At 71.4% G+C, this 15338-nt stretch carries 12 protein-coding genes; 9 read left to right on the forward strand and 3 right to left on the reverse strand.

Annotated features, from left to right (window positions below):
- The first annotated feature begins 81 nt into the window (after positions 1 to 81).
- The 7 genes from ACFZBP_RS38215 (at position 82) to ACFZBP_RS38245 (ending at position 8049) form a co-directional block, all read left to right on the forward strand.
- Positions 82 to 1023, forward strand: coding sequence for an OB-fold domain-containing protein (locus ACFZBP_RS38215; protein ID WP_391420474.1), 942 nt, complete (start codon positions 82 to 84; stop codon positions 1021 to 1023).
- On the forward strand, positions 1020 to 2069 hold the full coding sequence (locus ACFZBP_RS38220) for a thiolase domain-containing protein (protein WP_391420476.1): 1050 nt from the start codon (positions 1020 to 1022) through the stop codon (positions 2067 to 2069). The genes ACFZBP_RS38215 and ACFZBP_RS38220 overlap by 4 nt, the downstream gene beginning before the upstream one ends.
- Positions 2066 to 3232 carry a thiolase domain-containing protein gene (locus tag ACFZBP_RS38225; RefSeq protein ID WP_383452537.1) on the forward strand — a complete coding sequence of 389 codons (1167 nt, stop codon included), beginning with the start codon at positions 2066 to 2068 and terminating at the stop codon, positions 3230 to 3232. Before ACFZBP_RS38220 ends, ACFZBP_RS38225 begins: the two co-directional genes overlap by 4 nt.
- A gap of 118 nt (positions 3233 to 3350) precedes the next feature.
- Positions 3351 to 3593 carry a DUF397 domain-containing protein gene (locus tag ACFZBP_RS38230; RefSeq protein ID WP_030048218.1) on the forward strand — a complete coding sequence of 81 codons (243 nt, stop codon included), beginning with the start codon at positions 3351 to 3353 and terminating at the stop codon, positions 3591 to 3593.
- Between the two features lie 167 nt (positions 3594 to 3760).
- The gene (locus ACFZBP_RS38235; RefSeq protein WP_391420479.1) at positions 3761 to 4666 is read left to right on the forward strand and encodes a universal stress protein; all 906 of its coding nucleotides are present in this window, start codon (positions 3761 to 3763) and stop codon (positions 4664 to 4666) included.
- Positions 4667 to 5056: 390 nt separating this feature from the next.
- Complete coding sequence (locus ACFZBP_RS38240) at positions 5057 to 5554, forward strand: hypothetical protein (protein WP_383452541.1); 498 nt, start codon at positions 5057 to 5059, stop codon at positions 5552 to 5554.
- A 260-nt stretch (positions 5555 to 5814) separates the two neighbouring features.
- A complete protein-coding gene (locus ACFZBP_RS38245; protein WP_391420482.1) occupies positions 5815 to 8049 on the forward strand; it encodes a glycoside hydrolase N-terminal domain-containing protein in 2235 nt (744 codons plus the stop codon).
- 4 nt (positions 8050 to 8053) lie between these two features.
- On the opposite strand, the gene ACFZBP_RS38250 is transcribed toward ACFZBP_RS38245, so the two are convergent.
- Both ACFZBP_RS38250 and ACFZBP_RS38255 read right to left on the reverse strand, forming a co-directional pair.
- Positions 8054 to 9973, reverse strand: a complete 1920-nt coding sequence (locus ACFZBP_RS38250; RefSeq protein WP_391420484.1) for an N-acetylmuramoyl-L-alanine amidase — start codon at positions 9971 to 9973, stop codon at positions 8054 to 8056.
- A 198-nt stretch (positions 9974 to 10171) separates the two neighbouring features.
- A complete protein-coding gene (locus tag ACFZBP_RS38255; RefSeq protein ID WP_383452547.1) occupies positions 10172 to 11314 on the reverse strand; it encodes an aminoglycoside phosphotransferase family protein in 1143 nt (380 codons plus the stop codon).
- A 234-nt stretch (positions 11315 to 11548) separates the two neighbouring features.
- On the opposite strand from ACFZBP_RS38255, the gene ACFZBP_RS38260 reads away from it, so the two are divergent.
- Positions 11549 to 13045, forward strand: coding sequence for a hypothetical protein (locus ACFZBP_RS38260; RefSeq protein ID WP_391420486.1), 1497 nt, complete (start codon positions 11549 to 11551; stop codon positions 13043 to 13045).
- Positions 13046 to 13060: 15 nt separating this feature from the next.
- Here the strand turns inward: ACFZBP_RS38260 and ACFZBP_RS38265 are convergent, their stop codons facing one another.
- Complete coding sequence (locus ACFZBP_RS38265) at positions 13061 to 14491, reverse strand: SpoIIE family protein phosphatase (RefSeq protein ID WP_391420488.1); 1431 nt, start codon at positions 14489 to 14491, stop codon at positions 13061 to 13063.
- Positions 14492 to 14922: 431 nt separating this feature from the next.
- On the opposite strand from ACFZBP_RS38265, the gene ACFZBP_RS38270 reads away from it, so the two are divergent.
- On the forward strand, positions 14923 to 15336 hold the full coding sequence (locus ACFZBP_RS38270) for an SsgA family sporulation/cell division regulator (RefSeq protein WP_383452552.1): 414 nt from the start codon (positions 14923 to 14925) through the stop codon (positions 15334 to 15336).
- Positions 15337 to 15338 lie beyond the last annotated feature (2 nt).

Genomic DNA, 15338 nt, shown 5'->3' on the forward strand with positions numbered 1-15338 from the left:
GCGGCGGAGCCGCAAATGTCACAGCCTCGCGCCCCTGAGGGGCGCGCCTCGCACCCGGCTTTCGAAGGAGACACGCCCCCGATGCCCGAAGTCCTCAAAGCTCCCCTCGTCGTCGAGTTCCCCTTCACCCGTTCGCTCGGGCCCGTCCAGAGCGCCTTTCTCACCGGGCTGCGCGAGCGCGTCGTGCTCGGGGTGCGGACCGGTGACGGGCGGACGCTCGTGCCGCCCGTCGAGTACGACCCCGTCACCGCCGAGGAGATTCGTGACCTGGTCGAAGTCGCCCCCACCGGCACGGTGACCACCTGGGCCTGGAACCACGCCCCCCGCCGCGACCAGCCCCTCGACACCCCCTTCGCCTGGGTGCTGGTCCGGCTCGACGGCTCCGACACCGCCCTGCTGCACGCGCTCGACGCGCCCGGTCCCGACGCCGTGCACACCGGCATGCGGGTCCGCATCCGCTGGGCCGAGGAGCGCACCGGCGCGATCACGGACATCGCCTGCTTCGAGCCGTACTCCGGTGGGCGGACCGAACTCACCGGGCACACCGGCGAGTTCGAGGACCCGGTCACCGGCATCGTCGCTCCCGCCCGACTCGACTACACCTACTCACCGGGCCGCGCCCAGACCGCCTACATCAACGCCCTCGCCGAACAGCGCAACGTCGGCGAACGCTGCCCGTCCTGTCGCAAGGTGTACGTCCCGCCGAGGGGTGCGTGCCCCACATGTGGGCTCGCCACATCGGAACAGGTCGAGGTAGGGCCCCACGGCACAGTCACCACGTTCTGCATCGTCAACATCAAGGCGAAGAACCTCGACATCGAAGTGCCGTACGTCTACGCCCATATCGCCCTCGACGGCGCCGGTCTCGCCCTGCACGGCCGGATCGGCGGCATCCCCTACGACCAGGTGCGGATGGGCCTGCGGGTGGAGCCGGTGTGGACGGAAGGGGCCCGCTATCCCGACCACTACCGGCCGACGGGCGAGCCCGACGCGGACTACGACACCTACAGGGAGCTGCTGTGAACCGGGAGATCGCCGTCGTCGCCTTCGCACAGACCGACCATCGGCGCACCAGCGAGGACCACTCCGAGGTGGAGATGCTGATGCCCGTACTGCACGAGGTGCTCGACCGGACCGGCCTCAAGACCGCCGACATCGGCTTCACCTGCTCCGGCTCCAGCGACTACCTCGCCGGCCGTGCCTTCTCCTTCACCCTCGCCCTGGACGGCGTGGGCGCCTGGCCGCCGATCTCCGAGTCGCACGTCGAGATGGACGGCGCCTGGGCCCTGTACGAGGCGTGGACCAAACTGCTGACCGGGGACGCCGACACAGCGCTCGTCTACTCCTACGGCAAGTCCTCACCCGGCCCGCTGCGCGACGTCCTCACCCGCCAGCTCGACCCGTACTACGTCGCCCCCCTCTGGCCCGACTCCGTCGCCCTCGCCGCCCTCCAGGCCCAGGCCCTCGTCGACGCCGGCGACACCGACGAACCCGCGCTCGCCGCCGTGGCCGCCCGCAGCCGCGCCGACGCCACCGCCAACCCCCACGCACAGCTGACCGGTCCGGTCCCACAGGGCGAGTACCTCGTACGTCCGCTGCGCACCGGTGACTGCCCGCCCATCGGAGACGGGGCCGCCGCGGTGATCCTCGCGGCGGGGGAGCGGGCCCGTGAGCTGTGCGAGCGGCCCGCCTGGATCCGCGGCATCGACCATCGCATCGAGGCCCACGGGCTCGGCGTGCGCGACCTCACCGACTCGCCCTCGACCCGCCTCGCCGCCGAGAAGGCCGGCGCGTTCCAACGGCCCGTCGACACCGCCGAGTTGCACGCGCCGTTCACCTCCCAGGAGGTCGTTCTGCGCAAGGCGCTGAAGCTCGACGACGGCGTCCGCGTCAACCCCTCCGGCGGGGCGCTCGCCGCCAACCCCGTCATGGCCGCCGGGCTCATCCGCATCGGCGAGGCCGCCGCCCGCGTCCACCGGGGCGAGTCCGACCGGGCGCTCGCGCACGCCACGTCCGGCCCCTGCCTGCAACAGAACCTGGTCGCCGTACTCGAAGGGGATCCGCGATGAGCAAGGAGCCCGTGGCCGTCGTAGGCATCGGTCAGACCAAGCACGTCGCCGCGCGCCGGGACGTGTCGATCGCCGGGCTCGTCCGGGAGGCCGCCCGGAGGGCCCTCGACGACGCCGAGCTGACCTGGGCGGACGTCGACGCCGTGGTCATCGGCAAGGCGCCCGACTTCTTCGAGGGCGTGATGATGCCGGAGCTGTATCTCGCCGACGCGCTCGGCGCGGTCGGCAAGCCCATGCTCCGGGTGCACACGGCCGGCTCGGTCGGCGGATCCACCGCCCTCGTCGCCGCGGGCCTGGTCGCCGCCCGCGTCCACGGCACCGTCCTGACGCTGGCATTCGAAAAGCAGTCCGAGTCGAACGCCATGTGGGGACTGTCCCTGCCGATCCCCTTCCAGCAGCCCCTGCTCGCCGGGGCGGGCGGCTTCTTCGCCCCGCACGTGCGCGCGTACATGCGACGCAGCGGCGCGCCCGACACGATCGGCTCGCTGGTGGCGTACAAGGACCGCCGCAACGCGCTGAAGAACCCCTACGCGCACCTGCACGAGCACGACATCACCCTGGAGAAGGTCCAGGCCTCACCCATGCTGTGGGACCCCATCCGCTACTCGGAGACCTGCCCGTCGTCCGACGGCGCCTGCGCGATGGTGCTGACCGACCGCGCCGGGGCCGCCCGCGCGCCCCGACCGCCGGCCTGGATGCTCGGCGGCGCCATGCGCAGCGAGCCGACCCTCTTCGCCGGCAAGGACGCCGTGTCTCCGCAGGCCGGCAAGGACTGCGCGGCCGACGTGTACCGGCAGGCGGGGATCGCCGATCCGCGCCGGGACATCGACGCCGTCGAGATGTACGTGCCGTTCTCCTGGTACGAGCCCATGTGGCTGGAGAACCTCGGATTCGCCGCCGAGGGCGAGGGCTGGAAGCTCACCGAGGCAGGGGTGACCGAACTGGACGGCGACCTGCCCGTCAACATGTCGGGGGGCGTCCTGTCCACCAACCCCATCGGCGCCTCCGGCATGATCCGCTTCGCGGAGGCCGCCCTCCAGGTGCGCGGACAGGCCGGGGAACACCAGGTGGACGGGGCCCGCAGGGCACTCGGACACGCCTACGGCGGCGGATCGCAGTTCTTCTCGATGTGGCTCGTGGGATCCGAGCCGCCGAACGCCTGAGAACACTCCCGTATGCCGCTGGGGACGGCTCGGCAAAGGTCCCCCTCACGTGGCCTGTCGGCACTCCGTACCGATCGCTAGGCTGACCCGCGGACGACGAATCGGGAGGAGCACGGACGTGGCCGAGAGCACCATCCAGCAGCAGCCGTTCACGGGCTGGGAGAAGCCGGAGCTGGACCTCAGCAACGCCGATTGGCACTCGAGCAGCCGTGGCCTGGGGGATGTCCAGATCGCCTTTGTCGAGGGGTTCATCGCGATGCGCAACAGCGGCAGCCCGGAGAGTCCCTCCCTGATCTTCACACCCGCCGAATGGGGTGCGTTCGTGTCGGGTGCGAGGGAGGGCGAGTTCGACCTGACCTGACATCGCCGGACCTGACGGTGCCCGACCGGACGGCGCCTTCGGGCCGATCCGGGTGTGTTCCGCCCGTTTTTCCGGACACGCGACCTTGAGAACCCCCCTGGGGCCGACGCCTGAGCCAGGCTGGCCCCGGGAGGGGGGAAGGTCGTATTCCGGAAAGGCGAGAACCCATGAGCACCCTGCCGGTCATCGCGGCGGTCGACGGTTCGGACGACAGCCTGGTCGCGCTGGACTGGGCCTTCGACGCCGCCCTGGTGCGTGAGGCCCCGCTGCGGGTCGTCCATGTGCAGCAGTACGCGGCATGGGCCAAGCCCGACGTCCTGCCCGCCGGACGGCCGGTACCGGAGGACGACCCGGTGCTCGACCGGGTCCGCCGCTACATGGACGGGCGGGTCGAGCGGCCGGAGACGGAGTACGCCGCCCTCGCGGGATCGGCCGCCATGGAACTGCCCGAACTGGGCACTGCCGCCCAGCTGTTGGTGCTCGGTTCACGGGGACGCGGCGGCTTCGCGAGTCTGCTGCTCGGCTCCACCGGCATGGCCGTCGCACGGGACGCCGGGTGCCCGGTCGTCGTGGTGCCCAAGCCCGGCCGCGAGGTCCGCGACGAGAGGCCGATCGAACCGGGGCTGCGGGTCGTCGTCGGCCTTCAGGTCGACACCCCCGACGACGCCACACTGTCCTTCGCCTTCGCCGAGGCCGCCCTGCGTGGCGCCCGGCTCCAGGTCGTCGCCGCCTACGCCTGGCCCCTGCACGCCTGGACGGCCGCCACCGCCCAGATCGTGCCGCCGTCCCACGACCAGGAAGCCGTCGAGGCCGAGACCCGCACGCTCGCGGAAGGCATCCTCGCCCCGCACCGCGAGCGCCACCCGGACGTCCGCGCCGATCCCTACGTCGCCCCGGGCGACGCCGCCGGCCACCTCGTCGCCGCCTCCAGGGACGCGCACCTCGTCGTCGTGGGCCGCCACAGACGGCGTCTCCTGGCCCCCGCCCGCATGATGGGCTCCGTCACCCACGCCGTGCTGCTGCATGCCGCGAGCCCGGTGGCGGTGGTGCCGGCCACGCCGCTGCAGGAGTAGGCGTCCGAGCCCGTCAGGCGGCGCCGAACCAGGCCTCGGCCAGGGACGTCGGGCGTGCCCTCGGCGGTCGGGCCCAACTCCCGTAGTGTCAAGGGAGGTTGCTGTACACGTGCGGCAGCGCGTACGGGAGGAGCTGCGCCGGTCGAAGGCGGTGCCGTGCTGCCGCTCCACCAGGATCTACCGTCGGCCGTTCCCGTACGGGCCAGGGGAGGCTCTTCACCGGGGGGCACCGGAGTTTTCGCGCTCGTCGGCCGACGAGGCCGGTGGACGAGGGGGCCGGCGGACGATGATCCGTAGGAACACGATGGACCCTCCTGCCCCCGCCGGGGAGCACGCGTCGAACCCATGCCCGCACGTCATGCAACACGCCCGGCCACGTACCATGGCGACATGTCGTTCCTCCGCCGCCGCAGCGCCACGCCCGCCGGGCCCGACTTCGACGTACTGGCCATGGATCCGGGCGACTGGCCCGGCAACCTGGGCGCAGGGCTGCTGCCCGCCCCCGACGGCAGCTGCCAGGGTGTCTTCCTGCGCTACGACCTCTTCGGCGGCCGCGGCCCCGCGATGATCATCGGCAATCTGCCGGAGGGCTCCCCGGCCCGCGAGGTCGACGAGGGCGAGATCCCGTTCGAGGTCGCCCAGCTGCTGCTGGCCCTGGAGAACGACGAGGACGTCACCGTCGTCGGCAGCGAGGACGTGCCCGTGATGCAGGGCGACAACCTCCTGATCGTGCGCCGCCTGAAGCTCTCCGAGAGCCGGATCTCCTGCGTGCAGTTCGACCGCAGCGACAACGTCCTGGTCACCATCGCCGCCTGGGACCGCCCCATCACCGACGACCTGTACGCCCTCCTCAAGCCGCTGCCCGCGGAGCTCTTCCAGCAGGGCTGAGTCCTCCCGCCCGGAACCCGGCTGTTCGGGGTTCCGCACATTTTGTCATGACCCTTGTCGCCGGAGTCATCGGACCTCTAGCGTCAAGGGTCATGTCGTATGAGTCGCATGACCCGCATGAGCCGCGTGAGATCACTCGAAGGACGACGCTGAAAGCTGCGGCCGCAGCCGCCGGTGCGGGTGCCGGTGCACTGGCTCTCGGCGGAGGTGCCACCGAAGCTGCTGCTGCCGAGTCCTCCGATGTATCGAGGGAACCGTCCGTGCTCTGGTACGCCGTTCCAGCCGCCGACTGGGAGCGTGAGGCCCTGCCCATCGGCAATGGCGCACTCGGCGCCATGGTCTTCGGCACCCTCGCCTCCGAGCGGCTCCAGTTCAACGAGAAGACCCTCTGGACCGGCGGCCCCGGCTCCACCCAGGGCTACGACCACGGCAACTGGCGCGCCCCCCGCCCCGACGCGATCACCTCCGTACAGGACGACCTCGACGCGCGGACCACCCTCGACCCCGAGACCGTCGCCGACCGGCTCGGCCAGCCACGGATCGGCTACGGCGCCCACCAGACCTTCGGCGACCTCCACCTCGACCTGCCCGGCGCACCGACGACACCCCCGGCGGACTACCGACGCGAACTCGACCTCGACAACGCCGTCGCGTCGGTCGTCTACACCCACCAAGGCGTGCGCCACCAAAGGGAGTTCTTCGCCTCCCACCCCGACGGCGTGATCGTGGGGCGCCTCGCCGCCGACCGGCCCGGCGGTGTCACCTTCACCCTGCGCCACACCTCGCCCCGCGCCGACTTCACCGCCACCGCGGCCGACGCCACCCTGACCGTACGCGGCGCGCTCGCCGACAACGGGCTGTGCTTCGAGGCCCAGGTCAGGGTGCGCGCCCAAGGAGGCACCCTCACATCCCACGCCGACGGCACCCTCTCCGTGACCGGTGCCGACAGCGCCTGGTTCGTCCTGGCCGCGGGTACGGACTACGCCGACACCTACCCCGACTACCGCGGCCCGGACCCGCACGCAGCCGTCAGCCGTGCCCTGGAGCGGGCCGGCGACCGCTACGAGGCACTGCGGGCCCGGCACGTCCGCGACCACCGGGCCCTGTTCGGTCGCGTCGCCCTCGACATCGGCCAGTTGCTGCCCGCCGACGTCCCCACCGACCGGCTGCTGGCCGCGTACACCGACGGCACCAGCGCGGCGGACCGCGCCCTGGAAGCCCTCTACTTCCAATACGGCCGCTACCTGCTCATCGCCTCCTCACGCCCTGGCTCCCTGCCCGCCAACCTCCAGGGCGTCTGGAACAACAGCACCTCACCACCGTGGTCCGCGGATTACCACACCAACATCAACATCCAGATGAACTACTGGCCCGCCGAGGCCGCCAACCTCGCCGAGACGACGGCGCCGTACGACCGCTTCGTCGAGGCGCTGCGCGCGCCCGGACGCCGTACGGCGAAGGAGATGTTCGGCTCGCGCGGGTGGGTGGTGCACAACGAGACCAACCCGTACGGCTTCACCGGCGTGCACGACTGGGCGACCGCGTTCTGGTTCCCCGAGGCGGCTGCCTGGCTCACCCAACAGATGTACGAGCACTACAGATTCGGCGGGTCCACCGACTACCTCCGCACCACCGCGTACCCCGCGATGAAGGAGGCCGCCGAGTTCTGGCTCGACAACCTGCGCACCGACCCGCGCGACGGCACCCTCGTCGTCACCCCCAGCTACTCGCCCGAGCACGGCGACTTCACCGCCGGCGCCGCCATGTCGCAGCAGATCGTCCACGACCTGTTCACCAACACCCTCGAAGCCGCCCGGATCCTGGGCGACACACCCGACTTCCGCCGCCGCGTCGAGCAGGCCCTGAACCGGCTCGACCCCGGCCTGCGCATCGGCTCCTGGGGTCAACTCCAGGAGTGGAAGGAGGACTTGGACGACCAGACCGACACCCACCGGCACGTCTCCCACCTCTTCGCCCTCCATCCCGGCCGGCAGATCGAACCCGGCAGCCAGTGGGCCGAGGCCGCCAAGGTCTCCCTCACCGCCCGCGGCGACGGCGGCACCGGCTGGTCCAAGGCCTGGAAGATCAACTTCTGGGCGCGGCTGCGCGACGGCGACCACGCCCACAAGATGCTCGGCGAACAACTCAAGTCCTCGACCCTGCCCAATCTCTGGGACACCCACCCGCCGTTCCAGATCGACGGCAATTTCGGCGCCACCTCCGGTGTCGTGGAGATGCTCCTGCAGAGCCAGTACGACGCCGTCGAGGTACTGCCCGCCCTCCCCGCCGCCTGGCCGGCCGGCTCGGTACGCGGACTGCGCGCCCGCGGCGGCGCCACCGTCGACGTCGAGTGGGCGCGGGGCCGGGCGACCCGCATCGCCCTGAAGGCGTCACGCACACGTGAACTCACCGTACGCAGCGACCTGTTCGAGGACGGGCAGCTGACCTTCAGGGCGGTCGCCGGGCGGCGGTACACCTGGAGCAGACAGCACTGACGCCCTACGACCCCGAGGCCAGCTCCCGCACATCAGCCGCCCGCACATACGCCACCCGGTGACCGAACTGGATCTCGTAGTACTGGTCCTTTCCGACGACGACCCGATGCGAGGCCTCGTCGAAGGTCACCGCGTAGTAGTACTCGCCCGGCACCTTGCCGCCCACCACGTACCGCTGGCCGGCCGGCAAGGTGTACGGCAGCGGCGACACGGCCTGCGCGGGAACGCCCGCCGGATAGGCGGAGGCCTCGGGGTAGGCACGCCCGTACACCGGGACGCTCTTCAGACCGGCCTTCGGCGTGACCACCCGACCGGCCGCGTCCACCGCCGTCGGGCTCTTCTTCGGGTTCTTGAACCACGCCTTCTGGCCCAGGTACCAGATCGCCGTCCAGTCACCGCTCCGGCCGGCGACCGCGTACTGCTGGCCGGTCGAGACCCGGGAGGAGAGGTCGTTCACACCGGTGGTCGGGGTCGAGCCCAGGCCGATGTCCTTGATCAGCGGATACGACTCACCGGGCCCGGAGTACAGCCGTACCGCGCTGGACCCGTGGTCCGCGCAGGCCTGGCCGGCGGAGACACAGCCCGTGTACCGGGGCCGGTTGGTCGCGTAGTCGGGGCGGATCGTCACCAGGCCGCCGTTCGGGCCGGCACTCGGCGCGAGGGGACGGCCGAGCAGCTCGAAGTAGTGCCGCCAGTCCCAGTACGGGCCGGGGTCGGTGTGCATCCCGCTGATCGTCGACGTGGTCGGACCCGGCACGGTGTCATGGCCGAGGATGTGCTGCCGGTCCAGCGGGATGCCGTGCTTCTTCGCGAGGTAGGTGACCAGACGGGCCGACGACCGGTACATCGCCTCCGTGTACCAGGCGTCCGGCTTCGCCAGGAAGCCCTCGTGCTCCAGACCGATCGACTTGGCGTTGACGTACCAGTTGCCCGCGTGCCAGGCGACGTCCTTGGCCTTCACATGCTGGGCGATGTGCCCGTCGGTGGAGCGCAGTGTGTACTGCCACGACACATAGGTGGGGTCCTGCACCATGGTGAGGACACCCTCCCAGGCGCCCTCCGTGTCATGGATGACGATGTAGTCGATGTCCGAGGAGGCCGGCCGGTCGCCCAGGTCGTGGTTGCCGTAGTCGTCCTCCCCGAACTCCTCGTACAGCGCAGGGATCCACTCGCAGGCCACCGTCGGCGGGCACTCCGTCTCGCCCGCCCTGAGCGTGCGCAGCCCCGCCTGCCGCAACTGCGCGGTGTCGGGGGAGAGGTTCGGCTGGGCGGACAGGGCGACCAGTTCGCCCGCGTCCGTGTGCCGCTCCTGGCCGGTGCGCAGCACGTCGTAGACGTCGTTCGCGTACGCCGCCGCCGTGGCGGTGTCGTCGGCGCCGGAGAAGCGGGCCACCGCGCCGTACCAGTCGGCGGGATCGGAGCTCAGCGGTTCGCCCAGCTCCTTCTGCGCCGCGGCGAGCAGGGCGGCACCGCCGGTCACGTTCGCCGCCGGGTCCGTACGCAGCTGCTTCGCGCTCAGCCCGGTCAGTTCGGCCGCCTTCGGCAACGTCCTGAGGCGGGCCGGGATCGCCGAGGTCCGCGGCAGCTCCGCCGTGGGGAGCAGAGGCGGGCGGGCGCTGTCGCCGCGGGGGTCCTCCGAGCCGTCGCTGTGGTGAGGCGCCGCCCCGGCGAGGGCGGTGCGGGCATCCGTGAGGTGCATCGGACCGTAACCGCCGGTCACGCTGGGCGCCCCGGCGTGCGAGTCCCAGCGGGACTGGAGGTAGGCGACGCCCAGCAGGACGCTCTGTGGCACGTGGTACTCGGCGGCCGCGGAGGCGAAAGCCGACTGAAGGCCGCTGACCGAGCCCCCGGCGTCGGACGGGGCCGCGCCCAGCAGCGGGAACAGCAGTGCCGTGGCGGCCAGGGCGGTGACGGATCCTCGCAAAGCAGCCTCCTGGGACGGTCGTGCGCGCTGAGCCGTGCGGGGCCGGACGTGACTCTGTGGTACCCGCTGTCCGACGATCCGTCAATCATGCCAAGGGTGAGGCGAATTCCCTTGTCAACCGGGGTTCCCCGGAGTTTCGCACACGAAGGCCCGCGGTACGCCGCTGTCTCCAGGGCGCACCGCGGGCCACCGTCCCCGTCAGCGAGTGCCGACCGCCGCGCGCACGGCCCGGCGGGCCAGCTGGCAGTCGTCGTGCAGCCGCCTCAGCAGCAGCCGCTGTTCCTCGCCGGACGGCGCAGCGCCCGGGTGGGCCACTCCCGGTGCCGCCGGGGTCGTGTCGTGCATCGAACGCTGCACGGCCGTCTCATAGGTACGGATCTCCCTGGTCAGGACGAGCATCAGGTTCACCAGGAACGCGTCCCGGGAGGCCGGGCCCGCCGACTGGGCGATCTGACTGATCTGGCGGCGGGCGACCGGCGCGTCCCCGAGCACCGACCACAGCGTCGCCAGGTCGTAGCCCGGGAGGTACCAGCCCGCGTGCTCCCAGTCCACCAGCACTGGACCGGCCGGTGAGAGCAGGATGTTCGAGAGCAGCGCGTCGCCGTGACAGAACTGGCCCATGCCCTGCCGGCCCGCGGAGGCCGCGATGCCGTGCAGCAGCTTCTGGAGATCGCCCATGTCCCGGTCGGTGAGCAACCCCAGTTCGTGGTACCGGGAGATCCGGGTCGCGTAGTCCAGCGGCGCGTCAAACGTGCCCGCCGGCGGCCGCCATGTGTTGAGCCGGCAGATCGCGCCGAGTGCGGCCCTGATGTCCGCACGCGGGGGCGTCTCCAGCGGGTGGCGCTGCAGTGCCGCCACCCGGCCGGGCATCCGCTCGATGACCAGCGTGCAGTTGTCCGGATCCGCTGCGATCAGTCTCGGCACGCGCACCGGAGGGCGGTGCCGGACGAACGAGCGGTATGCCGCTATTTCATGCCGGATCCGCTCGGCCCACACTGGGGAGTGGTCCAGTAAACACTTGGCGACGGCCGTGCTGCGCCCGGTCGTGCCCACCAGGAGGACGGACCGCCCGCTGCGGCGCAGCACCTGCACCGGCGCGAACTCCGGGCAGATCCGGTGCACCGACGCGATGGCGGTGCGCAGCTGGGCGCCCTGAGGGCCGGACAAGTCGAGTCTCCCGCTGAGCGGTTGGGTGCCGGGCCCCGCGGCGCGCAACGGCCGGCCCGCGCCGAGCACGGGGGCGGCCGTCGGCCGCGCGGGGTCGAGGTAGGGGCCGCTGCCCGCCGGGCGGGCACGCAGCGACCGGGGCGGGGCGGACACGGAGGACGATGCTGCGTACATGGGAGAGACAGATCCCTTCGTGTGCCTGCGACGACAATGCGCTGCCCGATCCGGTCGCCCGGGTGCACCCTGGGGAGTGTCCCTCGGCGAACCGGGTCGGGGTGGCGCTTTCCTACCTGACACCCGATGCCCAGTGGCACACCATCTGGCGCACCCTGGCGAACCCTGGCGAATAGTCCCGAGGCACCTCCCACCGGGCTACTGTCAACTCAGCCGAGAACCTGGGGGCTTGACGTGAGCGGAGAACCCAACACCCGCCTGGCGGACCTGTTCGGCCTGGCCGGCTGGTCCAAGGGCGAGCTCGCGAGGCTGGTCAACCGGCAGGCGGCGGCCATGGGCCACCCCCAGCTGTCGACCGACACCTCGCGGGTGCGGCGGTGGATCGACATGGGAGAGATCCCGCGCGATCCGGTGCCGCGGGTGCTGGCAGCCCTGTTCACCGAGCGTCTCGGCCGTGTCGTGACCATCGAGGACCTCGGTCTGGTCCGGCACGGGCGTGCGGGGAAACGGCAGGACGCCGGGAGTGTGGAGCATCCCGACGGTGTGCCGTGGGCGCCCGAACGGACTGCCGCGGTCCTCACCGAATTCACGGGAATGGACCTCATGCTCAACCGACGCGGCTTGGTGGGCGCGGGTGCCGCGCTCGCCGCGGGATCCGCACTCAGTAGCGCCATGCACGACTGGCTGCACACCGACCCGGCCCTCAAGGCCGACGCCCCTCAGTTCGACGACCCTCTGCACGCCGACCCCGCCGGGTTCGACCGGTACGAGGCGGCCCCGATCGGGTCGCAGGAGATCGAGGAACTGGAGCGCTCGGTAGAAGTGTTCCGGGCCTGGGACGCGGCCCGCGGCGGCGGGCTGCAGCGCAAGGCGGTCGTAGGTCAACTCAACGAGGTGGGCGGCATGCTCGCCTACCGTCACCCCGAACACCTCCAGCGGCGCCTGTGGGGCGTCGCCGCCAACCTCGCCGTGCTCGCAGGGTGGATGTCGCACGACGTCGGCCTGGAACCCACGGCACAGAAGTACTTCGTCATCGCCGCCCACGCGGCCCGAGAGGGCGGCGACCGGCCCCGCGCCGGGGAGGCGCTCTCCCGAGCGGCTCGCCAGATGGTGCACCTCGGCCGGCCCGACGACGCACTCGACCTCATGAAACTCGCCCAGTCCGGCTCCGGTGACGAGGTGCTGCCGCGCACCCGGGCCATGTTCCACACGATCGAGGCCTGGGCGCAGGCGTCGATGGGCCGGGGCCAGGCCATGCGCCGCACCCTGGGACAGGCGGAGGACCTCTTCGTCTCCGACAAGAGCGACGTGCCGCCACCGAGCTGGATGCAACTGTTCAACGAGGCGGACCTGTACGGCATGCAGGCCCTGTCCTACCGGACGCTGGCGGAGTTCGAGCCGGGCGCGGCCGCGCACGCCCAGCACTACGCGGAGAAGGCCCTGGCACTGCGCGTCGACGCACAGGAACGCTCGAGGATCTTCGACAACCTGTCCATGGCGTCCGCCTGCTTCATCGCGGACGACCCCGAACAGGCCGACCGGTACGCGCGACTGGCCCTGATGGCGATGGGCTCGAACTCGTCCGGCCGTACCTGGGACCGGCTGCGCCAGATGTACCGGCTCACCGCCGAGTACTCCAGCTACCCGAGGATCAACGAACTGCGGGAGGAGATCCGGTCGGCACTGCCGAAGCCGAGGAAGCCGGGCGGGGGCAACAGCGCACAGGCATAGGCACAGGCACAGGCACTAGGACGTCACCCTGGCCACGAGCACACAGGCACTGTCCTCGCGCTCGCTCGCACCGAACTCCTCCACGACCAGCCGTACGCAGTCCTCTGCGCTGTGCGCCCCGCAGAGGCGGGGGGCCAGGCCGAGGAGACGGTTCACGGAGTCCGCTCCGCTGTGCCCCGGCACCAGTCCGTCGGTGTGCAGCAGCAGAAGGTCGCCCACCTCGAGGGTCTCTTCGGCCTGTGCGTAGACGGCACCCGAGGTGGCGCCCAGCAGGACACCGTCCGGCGCATTGAGCCTGCGCCCCGTCCCGTCGCGGAACAGCAGCGGGGCGGGGTGTCCGGCCTGAGCCCAGGTCAGGGTGCGAGTCTCGGGCCGGTAGCGGCAGCAGACGGCGCTGCCGAGGGCCGGCTGGACGGTGGCGTCGAGTAACTGGTTGAGCCAGGACATCAGTTGGCCTGGCTGGGTGCCGGCCATCGCCATGCCGCGTACGGCGCCCAGCAGGGTCGCCATGCCCGAGGCCACGGCGACGCCGTGACCAGTAAGACCTCCGACGCTCAACAGCGTGGCCCCGTCGGCCAGTTCGAGCGCGTCGTACCAGTCGCCGCCGATCAGCGCGCTCGTGGAGGACGGCAGATGACGTGCCGCGAGGTCCAGTGTCCTCGGGCCCTGGTGCGGGAGCCGCAGGGAGCCGCGCCACGGCGGGAGCACGGCCTCCTGCAGCTCGACCGCGAGCCGGTGCTCGCTCTGCGCGTGGTGCCGGTGGCGCTGCAGCGAGTCACGGGTCTCGCTCACGGTGCGCTGGCTGCGGCGCAGTTCGCTGACGTCGCGCAGCACGGCCCACATCGAGGCGGTGCTGCCGTCAGTGTCGAGCACGGGCTCGCCCATCATGTGCACGGTCCGGACCTCGCCGTCCGGCCGTACGATGCGGAACTCGCCGTCGATGGGCTTGGCGTCGATGAGACAGTCGGTGACCATCGCCGTCAGCTGGCGCCGGTCGTCGTCGAGCACCAGGGACGGCAGTTCGTCGAGGGTGAGCGGGGGAGTGGCGGGGTCGCGCCCCAGGATCTCGAAGAGCTCGCCGGACCAACTGGCCTCGTCCGTCAGCAGGTTCCACTCCGCGCTGCCGACCCGGCTGAGCAGCGAGCCGCGCCGGGGAGCGGGTGGCACGGGCCGGTCGGTGGGTGTGGCCGCCGGTTCCGGGGAGGCCGGGGGCGGACCGTCCCGCAGCTGCGCCAAGTGCTCGTCGAGGTCGTCGAGCTGGTGCAGCGCGAGGTCGCACAGCGCCCGCTGCCAGCGCTCCCGAGGGTCCGAACCCTCGCTCTGGGTGTCCCGCCGTACGGCGTCGACGTCGCCCTTGAGCCGTCGCGTCTGCGTGATGAGCGCGTCGACCGAGCCGCGTCCTGGCGGCTGGGCGGCTGGGCGGTCCGCAGAGAGATGGGGCGGCATGACGCACTCCGATGCGGGGACGGTACGACCAAGGCTGACGGAAGGACCGTTACGACTGTGGCACAGGCCGCGACTCCCTGTAAGGGATTTGGCAACACCCGATACGGTGGTGCGTCCGGCATATGCCAGAGTCTCCACGGAGGGCTCGCCCGGTGCGAATGACGTACGTCGAGGAGAAGGTCAAGTCGTAGGCAGCGTACGCGATTTGGTGGTCGCGGAGGCGATTGCGCGACGGTCATCCGCGCGTTCGACGGTCAGATGTTCCAAGAGTGCCATGGCGGGTGGCGGCATCCGCGGGGTTGTACTCGTCGACAGTGATGCACATCACAAAAATGATGTCCGCTTCGATGTAATGCAACCGGCGTCTGCGGGGTCGTAAAGGCACAGCGGCAAAAACGTCCGCCCGTCGACCCGCAGGGGAGAGACCGCCCATGGACATCGCCCTCGAGCAGCCCGCCCGCGCCCGCCTCATCACCGGCGAGGAGTGTGAACTCTCCGTTCCCGCCACGCTCCGCTACGCCTCGACGGACCCGCTGGCGGTGTGCATCGACTTCCCGGGCGATGTCTCTCTCGATGGCCAGGGGGCCACCTGGACCTTCGCGCGCACCCTGCTGGAGGCGGGCCTGCGCGGGCCGGCCGGGGACGGGGACGTGCACATCTGGCCCTGCGGCCAGGAGCGTACGGTCGTGGAGCTGCACTCGCCCCACGGCATGGCCCTGCTCCAGTTCGACACCACCTGCCTGCACCGCTTCCTGCTGCGCACGTACGCGGTCGTCGCACCCGGCGAGGAGGACCTCGGCGCGGTCGTGGAACGGGGGCTGAGCGCGCTGTTCGGCGGCGTGTGAGG

The organism is Streptomyces sp. NPDC008086 (assembly GCF_042957325.1).
Classification (GTDB): Bacteria; Actinomycetota; Actinomycetes; order Streptomycetales; family Streptomycetaceae; genus Streptomyces.